11 protein-coding genes are annotated in these 13,614 nt (G+C 41.5%); 10 read left to right on the top strand and 1 reads right to left on the bottom strand.

The annotated features are described in order from the left end of the window. Positions 1-40: 40 nt before the first annotated feature. The 4 genes from G585_RS0114635 (at position 41) to G585_RS0114620 (ending at position 5,438) form a co-directional block, all read left to right on the top strand. Positions 41-1,333, top strand: a complete 1,293-nt coding sequence (locus tag G585_RS0114635) for a chloride channel protein (RefSeq protein ID WP_022776000.1) — start codon at positions 41-43, stop codon at positions 1,331-1,333. Between the two features lie 117 nt (positions 1,334-1,450). Then, a complete protein-coding gene (locus tag G585_RS0114630) occupies positions 1,451-1,708 on the top strand; it encodes a hypothetical protein (protein ID WP_022775998.1) in 258 nt (85 codons plus the stop codon). A gap of 268 nt (positions 1,709-1,976) precedes the next feature. Further along, positions 1,977-4,121, top strand: a complete 2,145-nt coding sequence (locus tag G585_RS19170; RefSeq protein ID WP_022775997.1) for a carbohydrate-binding domain-containing protein — start codon at positions 1,977-1,979, stop codon at positions 4,119-4,121. 129 nt (positions 4,122-4,250) lie between these two features. Next, positions 4,251-5,438: a ribonuclease H-like domain-containing protein gene (locus tag G585_RS0114620; RefSeq protein WP_022775996.1), complete on the top strand. Its 1,188-nt coding sequence runs from the start codon at positions 4,251-4,253 to the stop codon at positions 5,436-5,438. 80 nt (positions 5,439-5,518) lie between these two features. On the opposite strand, the gene G585_RS0114615 is transcribed toward G585_RS0114620, so the two are convergent. Then, a complete protein-coding gene (locus G585_RS0114615; protein WP_022775994.1) occupies positions 5,519-7,183 on the bottom strand; it encodes a hypothetical protein in 1,665 nt (554 codons plus the stop codon). A gap of 373 nt (positions 7,184-7,556) precedes the next feature. On the opposite strand from G585_RS0114615, the gene rsxC reads away from it, so the two are divergent. From rsxC to G585_RS0114585, 6 genes are read left to right on the top strand one after another with little or no spacing between them, the layout of a single operon-like run. Next, positions 7,557-8,873: an electron transport complex subunit RsxC gene (gene rsxC, locus G585_RS0114610; RefSeq protein ID WP_022775993.1), complete on the top strand. Its 1,317-nt coding sequence runs from the start codon at positions 7,557-7,559 to the stop codon at positions 8,871-8,873. A 15-nt stretch (positions 8,874-8,888) separates the two neighbouring features. Continuing rightward, the gene (locus tag G585_RS0114605) at positions 8,889-9,833 is read left to right on the top strand and encodes an RnfABCDGE type electron transport complex subunit D (protein WP_022775992.1); all 945 of its coding nucleotides are present in this window, start codon (positions 8,889-8,891) and stop codon (positions 9,831-9,833) included. A gap of 1 nt (position 9,834) precedes the next feature. Beyond that, the gene (locus tag G585_RS0114600) at positions 9,835-10,446 is read left to right on the top strand and encodes an RnfABCDGE type electron transport complex subunit G (RefSeq protein WP_022775990.1); all 612 of its coding nucleotides are present in this window, start codon (positions 9,835-9,837) and stop codon (positions 10,444-10,446) included. Continuing rightward, the gene (gene rsxE / locus G585_RS18320) at positions 10,443-11,213 is read left to right on the top strand and encodes an electron transport complex subunit RsxE (protein WP_022775989.1); all 771 of its coding nucleotides are present in this window, start codon (positions 10,443-10,445) and stop codon (positions 11,211-11,213) included. The genes G585_RS0114600 and rsxE overlap by 4 nt, the downstream gene beginning before the upstream one ends. Positions 11,214-11,215: 2 nt before the next feature. After that, positions 11,216-11,803, top strand: coding sequence for an electron transport complex protein RnfA (locus G585_RS0114590; protein ID WP_022775988.1), 588 nt, complete (start codon positions 11,216-11,218; stop codon positions 11,801-11,803). A gap of 23 nt (positions 11,804-11,826) precedes the next feature. Further along, on the top strand, positions 11,827-12,624 hold the full coding sequence (locus tag G585_RS0114585; RefSeq protein WP_022775986.1) for an RnfABCDGE type electron transport complex subunit B: 798 nt from the start codon (positions 11,827-11,829) through the stop codon (positions 12,622-12,624). The last annotated feature ends 990 nt before the right edge of the window (positions 12,625-13,614 follow it).

Below are 13,614 nucleotides of genomic sequence, written 5' to 3'. Positions count from 1 at the left end.
CGCTAAGAGTAATACTTTATAGAAGTTTGAGGTTAAGTGTATGGAAAATAAAGAAAAGAACAGCAATCCTATCGAATACATCATAGATCATATGCCGGAGATGGATCTGCTTGGGAGAATAAGAGTCTTTTTCAGGTGGATAATTCTTGGAAGCATCACAGGAATTGTGGTTGGAGCTATAGGTGCAGCTTTTGGCCGTGCTATAGTTTGGGCTACAGCTTTTAGAAGCGAGCATGACTTAATTATTTTAGGACTTCCTTTTGCAGGTCTTTTGATAGTGTTCCTGTACAGGCTCTGTAAGGATTACGAGGATAAGGGAACAAACCTTGTGATCAAGTCGATCCAGGCGGGGGAGAACCTGCCTGTTACCAAAGCTCCGCTTATTTTCATCTCTACGACTTTGACTCATCTGTTTGGTGGTTCAACAGGTCGTGAGAGTGCGGCGCTACAGATGGGCGGAAGTATCGGCTACAATCTTGGAAAACTGTTCAGGCTCAAAGATGGAAATATAAAGATCATCACTATGTGTGGTATGAGTGCTGCTTTTTCAGCGCTTTTCGGAACGCCTATGACTGCTGCTTTTATGGCGATGGAAATTGAGAACGTAGGTATCATGTACTATTCAGCTCTTGTGCCTTGTGTTGTATCGGCTCTGGTAGCTTCAGGAGTAGCGGAGTTTTTAGGAGCTCAGGGAGAAATCTTTGCAGTAAACATCGTACCTGAGTTTACTGTTTATAATGCGATATTTACTGCGATTCTTGCAATCCTGTGTGCAGTAGTGAGCGTGATCTTTTGTGACGGTTTGAAAATATCCGGACGACTTTATAAGAAGTTTTTTGCCAATCCGTATTTGAGAGTGTTTGTTGGTGGCTGCATTGTTGCGGCTCTTACATTTATTTCCGGAACAAGGTACTACAACGGAGCTGGAATGAATGTGATTGAAATGGCTTTAAAGGGCGAAGCTCCTTACTTTGCATTTCTTTTGAAAATCGTTTTTACAGCGCTGACTCTTGGCGCAGGATATAAGGGTGGTGAAATTGTGCCAGCGCTTTATATAGGTGCTACCTTTGGCTGCCTTTATTCACAGCTTTTAGGATTTGATCCGGCTCTTTGTGCTGCTATCGGAATGGGCGCTCTGTTCTGCGGAGTAACCAACTGTCCTATTTCATCACTATTTATTTGCTTTGAATTATTCGGGTTCAAAGGCATGCCATATTATCTTTTGGCTGTTGCATTAAGCTATACCTTCTCCGGATACTCAAGCCTTTACAGCAGTCAAAAGATCGTTTATTCCAAGTTCCACAATAAGTATGTGAACAGGGATACAAATTGATGTTGTCACCCAAGTAGTTATGTGATATATTATATGTAGTAATCAAAACTACATGCAATCATTTAAGAAACCACTATTTTCATGATGGCAAATAGAGATTTCACTTGGGAGGCAACTATGAACGCAAAAGAACTTCAGAAATATTTCAAAGAACACTTGGTACCATCAAAACTTTACAAAATTGGTGGACATCATAAGAATAGAATATGCCTTGATAAAACTGAGAATGGTTGGGCTGTATTTTTCCAGGATAAAAAAGAACGCATCGGAGTTATGAACTTTGTAGATGAAGCATCTGCCTGCAATTCCATGAAGGATGAACTCAGAAAACTCATGGAGCAGATGTACGGAGTTACATGGGCTCAGGCCAGATGATTAAATGTGTGGATTTTCTGCGTGACAGATTCGCATATTCAGTATAGGCGACTAATTTAATAAAGATAATATTTAAAGCTCACACTGGTTGGATGATCAGTGTGAGTTTTTTTGTGTTTTTGGAAATTGCTTTGCACCCTGAATTTATATTTTCCTCAATATTTTTTTAGGCTGGATTTAGGTTGTTTTTTTAGAATGGCATTGTAGACAAAGAGAATGAGTTTGAAGAACAGCCTAAAGGCATGTGAAAAGTAGAATGGAGAAAAATATGATCAATAAAAAAATGAAATCAAAAATGGGAATTGGACTTGCAACAGTAATGGCAGTAGCTTTGTTGGTTGCAGGATGTGGGACAACAACAGGTGGAAATGAGACAGCCACAGTAAGTACAGAGAGTGCGACAGTTGTTGCAAGTTCTGATGCAAGTATAGATTTAAGCGATGTTACAGCAGTGATCACACTTTCCGATAATGGATCAGTTGTGAGCGGTAACGGAGCAAGTGTAGAAGATAATGACATTGTAATCACATCCGGTGGTACTTATTCATTCAGTGGAACTATAACTGAAGGAAGAATCAAAGTTGAGGCTGAGGGCCAGGATGTAACGATCGTTCTGAACGGAGTGACAATTACAAACAGCGAGAAGGATGCAATCTATATTGAATACGCAAACAGCGCAACTATCTACGTGATGGAAGGCACTGAGAACGTGCTTACAAGCGGAACAGAGACAACCTATGAAGAGGCTAAGGCAGCTACTGACGAAGCAAATGCAAGTACTGAAACAAATGTGGCAGCTGGTGAGTCTGATAGCGCTGCAACTGAAACATCTTCTGCAGATACTGCAAGTGCATCTGCAAGTACGGATAGCACAGAATCAGTGGATGAAGGATTTAGCAACAGTCAGAAGGCAACGATCATGGCAAAGTGCAGCCTCACTGTATTAGGAAGCGGTTCACTTACTGTTAATGGATACATCAACAATGGTATTCAGTCAAAAGAAATACTGACAATAAGTGACGTTGATCTCACACTGGTTTCTGCAAATGATGGAATTAAGGCAGGAACAGAACTTAACATAACATCAGGAACATTTGATATTGATTCTTATGGTGATGCAATACAGTCAGATGGAACTCTCAATATCTCAGATGGATATTTTGATATCTTTACAGGAAATGGTTCTGCCTCCGCTGAAAAGAAATCTGAAGCTATGCCAGGCGGTGGCGGCATGGGTGGCGGAAGAGGCGGCGCAGGCATGTTCTCAAAGAACTCTGCAAGCGAAGCAGCGCAGCCTACAGACAGCGGAGCAGCACAGACGTCCGATAGCGCAGAGACACAACCGGCAGCAGGTGAAGCACCACAGATGCCAGAAGGTCAGGCACCTCAAATGGGCAACGGTGGCTTTGGCGGAGGAATGATGGATGATGCAGCCGACTCTACAGATTCAGATTCAAACAGCGTAAGCCAGAAAGGTATCAAAGCAGAAGGTGTTATGACAATTGATGGTGGTACATTTACAATTGATACAGTGGACGATGCAATTCACGGAACATCAGATGTTGTTATAAACTCCGGAACATTTAACATTACATCCGGAGATGATGGAGTACATTCAGACACAAACCTTACAGTCAACGGAGGAACTATAACTGTAGAAGACAGCTATGAAGGAATTGAAGCGGGAGTCATTACTATAAATGATGGTGAAATAACCGTAACATCTTCAGATGATGGATTTAACGCATCTACAACCCTTACAGATCCTGATATTACAATAAATGGCGGTGTTGTTTATGTAAATGCCAGCGGTGACGGACTTGATTCAAATAAGAACCTTACAATAAATGGTGGAACAGTATATGTTGATGGCCCTTCAGAAGATATGAATGCCGCAATTGACATAGGAACTGAAAATCAGGGTATCTTCGTTATAAACGGAGGAACAGTGACAGCGGTTGGATCATCAGGAATGCTTGAAAATGCAGACTCTTCATCAACTCAGCAGACAATTACTTATGTATTTAGTGAGAAGCTCGAAGAGGGAACTGTTATTACAGTCAGTGACTCATCAGGAAATGAAGTTGCAAGCTTTACGCTTATCAAGAGTGCAAGCGCAGTCACTTATTCTTCAGCAGATCTTGTTTCAGGCGAGACCTACACATTTACAGCCGGTGACCAGTCAGGTGAGATTACAGCAGACAGCATTAATACAACTAACAGCACCGGAGGCATGGGGATGGGTGGCCACGGCGGCATGGGCGGCCGTGGTATGATGCAGGGCCAGGCACCAACTGACGGCCAGATGCCAGCAGGCGGTCAGGCCCCAACCGGTGGCCAAATGCCATCTGATGGCCAGGCGCCATCAGGTGAGGCACCTGCAAATGAACAGGCTCCAGCATCAGGAAACTGAATAACATAGACTCCAAGAGGCGGTTTGCAGATGATCTGGTATCTGTGAACCGCTTCTTGCTTTATTATACCTATTTGATAAAATGATTCTTATAGGAGATTTCGTATTATTACGAAAGAGGAAACGTGTATGATTAAGACTAGTGAGGGAATTGTTCTTTCTGGTAGTCATTTTGTAAGGACTTTGCCGGATCTGTTAAACTGCAAGCCTGAAGATTTTCTTTTTATTGATATTGAAACTACTGGGCTTTCTCCCAAGAGTGCTGATATATACCTTATTGGATGTGCTTATCATGATAATGGTAACTGGCACGTCTGTCAGTTTTTTGCTGAGACACCTGATCAGGAAAAAGAGATTCTTGAGGCGTTTATTGAATTCTCCAGGGAGTATAAGATACTTATCCACTTTAACGGTGACAGATTTGATATTCCATTTCTTTTAGCCAAATTTGAAAAGTATGGACTTTCAAATCCGTTTGCGCATATGAGTTCCCTTGATATTTATAAAGAGGTAAAGCCATATAAAAAGCAGTTGGGCCTTCTTGACTGCAAACAAAAGACAATTGAGCTTTATCTGGGAAGTCAGAGAGAAGATAAGTATGATGGAGGGAAGCTTATTCCTATCTATCAGGACTATACTGTTTCCAAAGATGCTGAAAAGTTAAAGCTCCTTATGCTTCACAATTTTGAAGATGTCAAAGGAATGTTTGATGTTCTTACAATGCTTAAGTATAAAGAGTTCTTTAACTCTTTTTCAAAGCTTCCTAAAGAAGCTGTCAGAACTGACGCGGAGATTCCATCATCGGAAGAACTGCTTGAGCTGTTGCCTGTTCGTGCTAAAAAAGTTCAGGCCAACTACTATAACGACATAGATGGAACGCAGAAAAAGGAAGTCTACATGAAACTGTCAGTTCCGAAGCCTCTTCCTTCTTCACTTTCAGGGAATCTTGACGGATGCTATTTCAAGATTGATGGAACGGAAGCAGTTCTTAGGGTTCCATTATACGAAACAACACTGAAGTATTTCTATTCTAATTATAAGGACTATTACTATCTTCCACAGGAAGACACAGCTTTGCATAAATCAATTGCCAGCTTTGTGGACAAAGATTACAGAGTAAAGGCGTCACCTGAGAATTGTTACACCAAAAAAGAGGGACAGTATTTACAGGAATGGAACCTGTGCTTTGCTCCGTTTTTTAAATCAGATTATAACGATAAGAATATTTTCTTTGACCTTAATGAGAATATGAAAAAGAGCAGATTTGCAATGAGCCTGTACGCTTGTCATGTGATCGCACATGTGCTTGAACTGTAAGGGATTCATAGAAGGGTGAATAAAAACAATAAAAAAAGAGCCGCAGATGCGACTCTTTTTTTGTTGATCTGATTAAATTATTAAAGCTCAGTAGCACCAAGAATTGACATAAGTCTTAAGAATCCGCAGTAACCATTGTCATCAAGAAGTTTATTTACGTCATATCCTGCAGGTATAGTAACTTTGAGTTTCTTGCCACCGTATGTGAATACTACGTTTACATCAATGTCAGGACGTGAAGCAAAGGCCTGGATCATCTTTTTGTCAAAGCATGATACGCGGTCTGTCTGAATATTGAAAGCACCACCCTCTGGAGCGGCTGCTACGTTAGCAATGATTGACTCCTTGTACTGGATAGGTGTAACGGTACCAAGGTTGTAAGATGCTGTACGAGCTGGCTTTGTGCCGCTTATTGCAGCAACTGTGCTAGGAGTATCTGCGGCGCCCTGATTGTTTGAAATAACAATTGCGCCTGCAGTTGACTGTGGTGTTTCTGTTCTGTCCTGATTATTGTTATCAAACTGTTCAGGAGTTGGTTCAACAACGTAGGATGTGGAACCATCAGGATTAGATACAGGGATAAGTCTTACCTGAACGTAGATACCACCTTTTTCATTTTCAAGCTTAAGAGTGAAAGAACCATCTTCATTTTTGGTTACTTTTACATTATCACCAGCGTTAAGCTCATATCCTTCAGGAATTTCATCAACTTTTACTGTAAACTCCTGACCAATCTTTACTGTATCATATTTGTCTATTGCTGTTGTTCCAGAGACGGCCATTCCGTATTTGTCTACAGACTCCTTATTCTGCTTAACTATGTAGTTAATTGCGTTTATTACAGCAGTTTCTATTTTCTGATTAGGATTATCAGGATCATCAGCAGTGGCCATCCTAACGTACACGGGATATTTTGCATCTATTTCATATATAGTTAATTCCGGAACATCATCCAGAGCATCTTTTACATCATCAAATGTTATACCGTCATACTTCTTTGGCACTTTGTATATTTGAATTCCTTTGCCTGTATCAGAAGCAGCAGTTATTGTGCCTTCTACAATGATTGATCCTTTATTGTCATAATTATCAGGATTGATAAGAATGCCATCATCGAAAGCTGATATATCGCCACCGATATTTATAGTTGCATCCCCGTTTGTCTCGACTCCGATACCTGAAACGGAATTCTCTTGAATGTCATATTTTTGAGTTTCATTATTCCATTTATAAGAAGTCTGATCTGTACCGGTAGCTGTTACATCACCTTTAACAGTAAGGCTGGAATCATTATTTGCGGAGATACCACGGGAACCACCTGTTACATTTTTTTCAATAATTACATTGGCACCATTAGAAACAGAGACTCCGGTTGCGCCCTTGTAGGTAACAGTATCGTCGTTTTTATTTACTTTAACGCCAGAAGCATCAACTGTGCCTTCAACATTTATGATAGTGCCTTCGTTATATGCTGTAACAGCAGTTCCTCCATCTTTAGTAGTGACATTTCCGACTGTATGCTTCTGACCATCATTAAAATTTACAGGAGATGTCTGATCTTCTGGTGTTGCGGATGAAGTGCTGCTACCTTCAGATGATGACTGGGATCCTGCTTCGGGATTGCTTACTGAAGTAGAAGTTTCTTCAGCTGCTGCATCTTCTGCGAATGCAGTGAGACTTGGTGCAACGAGCATTGAGAAAGCAGTAGCTGTTGCTGTTAAAGATACTAGAAATTTCTTTTGCATAACACTAATTCCCTCCATAGAATATATGTGTGTTGTTAAGCGAAATCATTTTCGCTGCACATGACAATAGCACTTGGCAATAGCGAAAACAATCAAACATGTGTTTGCTAAAGGTGGGGAGCTGCTGAAATACTGGGCTTGATGGCAAGCATTAAATTACAATAAATCAAATATAACGTACCTATAAACCGATATATAGGGTGGAAAGGTTCATTAACACAATATATAGACAGGTGGATAAAAATTGACAGATTATTTTGATATTAATCAAGCAAATTTGTACAAAATTTAGTATAATTGTATAAGTAGTATTAAGTGCTGGGATTGGCACAGTACTTTCACTATAAACAAAAATATGAAAGAAGGGTAGGAGATGGCAAGAGGTACTTTTACGGGCGGAATCCATCCTTACGAAGGTAAGGAATTATCCAAGGATAAGCCCATCAAATCAGTCCTCCCTAAAGGGGATTTGGTGTATCCGATATCACAGCATATAGGTGCACCGGCTAAACCAATCGTTGCTGTTGGGGATCATGTTCTTACAGGACAGAAGATTGCAGAAGCAGGTGGCTTTGTTTCTGCGCCCATCTATGCAACTGTTTCAGGAACAGTCAAGGCAATTGAGCCAAGGCGTCTTGCGACAGGAGCTATGTGTGACAGCATCATAGTTGAAAACGATGGTAAGTATGACGAAGTGGAATTTAAGCCATTAAAACCGTACGAAGAAATGACCGCCGAGGACAAGATTGCAGCTGTTCGAGAGGCTGGTGTCGTTGGTATGGGAGGTGCAGGATTCCCAACTGCTGTTAAATTTTCACCAAAAGAGCCGGATAAGATCGACTATGTTATCGCGAACTGCTCTGAGTGTGAGCCATATCTGACTTCCGACTACAGGCGTATGATCGAAGAGCCTGAGCTTTTGTTGGAAGGTCTTAAGATTGCGGTTAGTATTTTCCCTAATGCGAGAGGAATCCTTGCAATTGAGGACAATAAGCCTGATGCAATCGCTAAATTCAAAGAATTAACAAAAGATGAGGAAAAGATAAGCGTTAAGCCCGTCAAGACGAAGTATCCTGAGGGCGCTGAGCGTATGCTTATCTATGCAGTTACAGGAAGAGAGATCAACTCTTCAATGCTTCCGGCAGATGCTGGATGTATCGTAGACAATGTTGATACTCTTTGTGCTGTGTGCAGAGCGGTAAAAGAGGGACGTCCTCTCATGGAGAGAATTGTTACTATTACCGGTGACGCTATCACAGATCCAAGAAACTATAAGGTAAGGATCGGAACCAATTATAAAGAGCTATTAGAGGATGCAGGCGGATTTAAGACAGAACCAGCCAAAATCATTTCTGGCGGTCCTATGATGGGATTTGCAATCTTTGATCTCGACGTTCCTACCACTAAGACAGCTTCAGCACTTACCTGCCTTACTAAGGATGAAGTTGCAGAGTTTGAGCCAAGTGCATGTATCAACTGTGCACGTTGCGTAGAGGCCTGCCCTGAAAGACTTATCCCCAAGAATCTGGCAGATGCTGTTGAACATGGTGATGAGAAGGCATTCCTTGATATGTATGGAATGGAATGCTGTGAATGTGGATGCTGTAGCTATATTTGTCCGGCAAGACGCCAGCTTACTCAGCTTATTAAGGGCATGAGAAAAATACAGCTCGGAAAAAGAAAAAAGTAAGGGGGACGAGATAAGATGAGTGATTTAAGAAGCGTATCATCCAATCCCCATGTGAGGTCCAAAACTACTACTTCAAATATTATGATGTGGGTTGTGATAGCTCTTTTGCCTGCAACAGGTTTTGGTATCTATAACTTTGGCTTGGATGCACTAATTATTATTTTATTATCGATTGCTTCCTGCGTGCTTTCAGAGTTTATTTACGAAAAAGCAATGCACAAGCCGATAACTATCGGAGATTTCTCCGCTGTAGTAACAGGACTTTTGCTGGGACTTAACCTTCCATCAACGGTTCCATTCTGGATCCCAATCCTTGGAGGTATCTTCGCAATTATCCTTGTTAAGCAGCTCTTTGGCGGACTTGGTCAGAACTTTATGAATCCGGCACTTGGTGGAAGATGTTTTTTGGTTATTTCTTTCCCTGCTATCATGACCAACTTCGTTACAGATACTTACACAGGAGCTACACCACTTGCCAATTTGAAGAATGGTGTAGAGGTCAACGTAATGGATATGCTTATCGGTAGAACAGCAGGTACTATCGGTGAGACATCAATGCTCTGCATTGCAATCGGAGCTATGATCCTTTTTGCAATAGGCATTATCGATTACGTAATTCCATTTACTTACATAATCACCTTTATTATTTTCGTAGGTCTTTTTGGAGGATATGGATTTAACTGGTCCTATATTTCAGCACACCTTGCAGGTGGCGGACTTATGCTTGGTGCCTTCTTTATGGCAACTGATTATGTAACATGTCCTATCACTACCAAGGGAAGATATATCTATGGCTTTATCTTAGGTCTTTTGACCGGAATATTCCGTATATTTGGAGCAAATGCTGAAGGCGTTTCATATGCAATCATCATTTCAAACCTTCTTGTTCCACTTATCGAGAAGTTCACTATTCCAAGAGCCTTTGGTATAAAGAGAGTTGCAAAAAAGGAGGCGAAATAACATGAACGATACAAAGAGCATGATTAAAAACGCCCTGATCCTTTTTGCAATTACTTTGGTCGCAGGTGTACTTCTTGGAGTTGTATACCAGGTGACAAAAGAGCCTATAGCTTATCAGGAAAAGCTTGCACAGGATAAGGCAAACCAGTCAGTATTCGCAGCAGCTGCAACATTTAATGATGCTGAGATTGATGAAGCCGGCGCACAGCAGGCTGGTGCAGCATTCCCGGGTGTTACTATTGAGAGCGTAAAAGAGGCAGTGGATGCTTCGGGTGCAGCTCTTGGTTATGTCATTCAGGTAAGCTCAAAAGGATATGGCGATTTCATTACTTATACAGTTGGTATTACGAATGATGGAAATGTAAATGGTATTTCAATCATTTCAATTGCTGAAACTCCCGGACTTGGAATGAATGCAGAAAAGGTGCTGGTTCCACAGTTCGTTGACAAAAATGCTCAGCAGTTCTCAGTTGTTAAGAATGGTCAGATGACAGATTCAGCCACACAGATCGAGGCTATTTCAGGTGCAACGATCACCTCAAGGGCCGTAACTAATGGTGTGAATGCAGCTGTGAACTACTTTGAGAATGTTTTGAAAGGAGGTCAGTCATGAGTGCAGATGTAAAAACGGGCGCTTTAGGATTTAAGAAAGATACTCCTTTAGAGAGATTTTTTAACGGCCTTGTAGCTGAAAACCCTACTCTTGTGTTGATGATCGGTATGTGCCCTACCCTGGCAGTAACATCATCAGCTATAAATGGTCTCGGAATGGGACTTGCAACAACTTTTGTATTGGCGCTTAGTAATGCGGTTATTTCCGCTCTTCGTAAGGTAATTCCGGGAACTGTCAGAATTCCTTCATTTATCGTAGTTATTGCTTCATTCGTTACATTGGTTCAGCTTCTTATGCAGGCCTATGTACCGGCACTTAACAGCGCGCTTGGTGTATATATTCCACTTATCGTTGTTAACTGTATCATTTTTGGTAGAGCAGAAGCATACGCAAGTAAGCATGGCGTTGTTCCGGCTTTCTTTGATGGAATAGGAATGGGAATCGGATTTACCTGTGCTATCACAGTTATTGGCCTTGTACGTGAATTTGTCGGAGCAGGCACAGCTTTTGATGTTCAGATCCTTGGAGCAGGTACAGTTGTTCCCGGACCAGTTGGCGCATTCCTTTCCGGATATCAGCCAATCAGCATCTTTGTACAGCAGGCCGGAGCTTTCTTTGTTCTTGCATTTTTGATCGCTATCATGAACAAGATCAAATCGAACATGGCCAAGAAAGGCAAGGATACTTCAAAATTTGGCGAGGGGTGCTGCGGCTCAGCTGAAGAAAAAGCGGCAGATAAGATTGCAGCAGAAAAGGAGGCTAAGTAATCATGGGAGAGACAATACTTAGTTTAATTGGGCTGATGATCTCAGCTTCACTTATTAATAACGTAGTACTTAGCCAGTTCCTTGGACTTTGTCCATTCCTTGGTGTTTCAAAGAAAACAGATACAGCTCTTGGAATGGGTGGCGCATGTATCTTCGTTATCACACTTGCTTCACTTGTGTGCAGTATTATTTATAAGTTTATTTTGAATCCACTTGATCTTTCATATCTTCAGACTATTGTATTCATCCTGGTAATTGCCATGCTGGTTCAGTTCGTAGAGATGATTCTGAAGAAATACATCGTTTCCTTATATCAGGCACTTGGTGTATATCTTCCTCTTATTACAACAAACTGTGCAGTTCTTGGTGTTGCCCTCAATAACGTAACTGATGGATACACAATTCTTGAGAGTACAATTTGCGGTTTTGCCACAGCTATCGGTTTTACAATTTCTATTGTAATTCTGGCAGGTCTTCGAGAGAAAATGGAATACAATGACATCCCTGCACCATTTAAGGGAATGCCAATGGTTCTTTTGACATCCGGACTTATGGCTATCGCATTTACCGGATTCTCAGCTTTGAAGTGAGTGATAAAGGGAGATAAAAGACTATGACCTATGGAATTATCATTGCAACAGCAGTTGTAGCCGGTGTAGGAATTGTGATTGGTCTTATCCTTGGACTGGCAGACATGAAACTGCATGTTGATGTGGATGAAAAAGAAGCTGCTATTTTAGAGGCACTTCCTGGTAATAACTGCGGTGGATGCGGCTTCCCCGGATGTTCAGGTTGTGCGGCTGCCATAGCTAAAGGCGAGGCAGCAGTTAATCAGTGCCCTGTTGGTGGTGCTCCTGTTGCAGCAGCAATCTCAGAGATAATGGGAGTTGCAGCTGTTGAAACAGAGAGACAGGTCGCATTTGTTCATTGTAACGGTGACTGCGAGAATGCTGCTCAGAAATATGAGTACAAGGGCGTATCAGATTGTAGACTTCAGGCACAGGCTCCGGGCGGCGGTTCAAAGACTTGTTCTTATGGCTGTCTTGGCGGTGGAAGCTGCGTGCAGGTTTGCCAATTTGATGCAATTCATGTGGTTAATGGCGTAGCAGTTGTGGATAAAGAGAATTGTAAGGCTTGCGGAAAGTGCATAGACATCTGCCCAAGACACCTTATTGATCTTATTCCATACTCAGCGCAGGAGTCAGTTGCCTGCAAATCACAGGATATGGGCAAACTTGTTAACGGATATTGTAAGGTTGGATGTATTGCCTGCCATATTTGTGAAAAGAATTGTCCTGCCGGCGCGATCACTGTGGAAAACAATGTGGCAACCATCGATCAGGAGAAGTGCACACATTGCGGTACTTGTGTAGAGAAGTGTCCTAAGAAAGCTATTCATAAGATATCTTAATAGAATAAGAGAGTATTTATGTAGAACAGGAGAGTATTTTTGTGGAAGTATTTTGCTTTCGCATAAATACTCTCTTTTTGTACGTATGTAATTGAGTCAGGGGGGAAGTGACTTATTAAAAATCAAGTCATTTGAACCTTTCCATTATTCTCTTAGAATAGTTTAGATTTCGGCAGCGTCCGCCACCATTGACTGAACCTAAGGAAAACGCTTTGGTCTGCGAGCCGACGGTGAGGATGATGGGAACAGTAGCTTCATTCATGCACCGTCGGGATAAGCATTGTAGCGTTTTCCTCAGAACCCGTCAATGGCAAGCACCTTACGGTGTGGCTGGTTACAAAAGCCTCTGGCTCTGAATCCGAGAACAGTAGGGGTGCTACTTCAAGGTGCTTCAGGTTCTGCATTTAGGAACAGCAGGAGAGGCTAGTTTCATGGAAACATGAGCGCGGAGCTTTTTTAGGCTGCATGCTGGAAGTGGGGCTAAAGGTAGTTTGTATGTTTCCACTCTATAGGTAGTATTTTAATAAAGAACGCTAGGTGTTGCTTTGGGCATATAGCTCGTTTTCAATAGCCCGGCCACCTGCAATCAGACAAGTTTTGGGCTCATAGCCTGATTTTAGACTTGCAGCCACCCCTCATCATAGTAAACTACTACCTATAGAGTGGACACATATCAATTCACTTTAGACCCACTTTCATGTGGTAATACCCATTTAAAATACAGCCCAAAATCTGTTTTATACATTTTTTTGAAGGCAATACCGTGTTTTCGGACAATTGTGTTATTGTTAATGACCACATCTGGATGTTATCCTTTCATTATTAGGAGCATAACTATTATGAGTTCAAGACATCACTATACTGAAGCTGAAAAAGCAGAATTACTTAGCAATCCATACACTTTTCGAGTTACTGATACTTCAATAAGGTTTACATTGGCTTTTAAAAAGTTTGTATTAGAGAACATTGATAAACCAGGTATGACCAGCG

The organism is Butyrivibrio sp. AE2015, assembly GCF_000420825.1.
In the GTDB taxonomy this organism is placed as follows: domain Bacteria; phylum Bacillota; class Clostridia; order Lachnospirales; family Lachnospiraceae; genus Butyrivibrio.
Note: the sequence above shows the minus strand (reverse complement) of the source record. Positions and strands in the feature narration are given on the sequence as shown.

Bases quoted from the DNA above. Each gene is read 5' to 3' on its own strand.
- G585_RS0114630 (WP_022775998.1), top strand. From the start codon at position 1,451: ATGAACGCAAAAGAACTTCAGAAATATTTCAAAGAACACTTGGTACCA.
- G585_RS0114605 (WP_022775992.1), top strand. From the start codon at position 8,889: ATGAGTGATTTAAGAAGCGTATCATCCAATCCCCATGTGAGGTCCAAA.
- G585_RS0114615 (WP_022775994.1), bottom strand. From the start codon at position 7,183: ATGCAAAAGAAATTTCTAGTATCTTTAACAGCAACAGCTACTGCTTTC.
- G585_RS19170 (WP_022775997.1), top strand. From the start codon at position 1,977: ATGATCAATAAAAAAATGAAATCAAAAATGGGAATTGGACTTGCAACA.
- G585_RS0114585 (WP_022775986.1), top strand. From the start codon at position 11,827: ATGACCTATGGAATTATCATTGCAACAGCAGTTGTAGCCGGTGTAGGA.
- rsxE (WP_022775989.1), top strand. From the start codon at position 10,443: ATGAGTGCAGATGTAAAAACGGGCGCTTTAGGATTTAAGAAAGATACT.
- rsxC (WP_022775993.1), top strand. From the start codon at position 7,557: ATGGCAAGAGGTACTTTTACGGGCGGAATCCATCCTTACGAAGGTAAG.
- G585_RS0114635 (WP_022776000.1), top strand. From the start codon at position 41: ATGGAAAATAAAGAAAAGAACAGCAATCCTATCGAATACATCATAGAT.
- G585_RS0114620 (WP_022775996.1), top strand. From the start codon at position 4,251: ATGATTAAGACTAGTGAGGGAATTGTTCTTTCTGGTAGTCATTTTGTA.
- G585_RS0114590 (WP_022775988.1), top strand. From the start codon at position 11,216: ATGGGAGAGACAATACTTAGTTTAATTGGGCTGATGATCTCAGCTTCA.
- G585_RS0114600 (WP_022775990.1), top strand. From the start codon at position 9,835: ATGAACGATACAAAGAGCATGATTAAAAACGCCCTGATCCTTTTTGCA.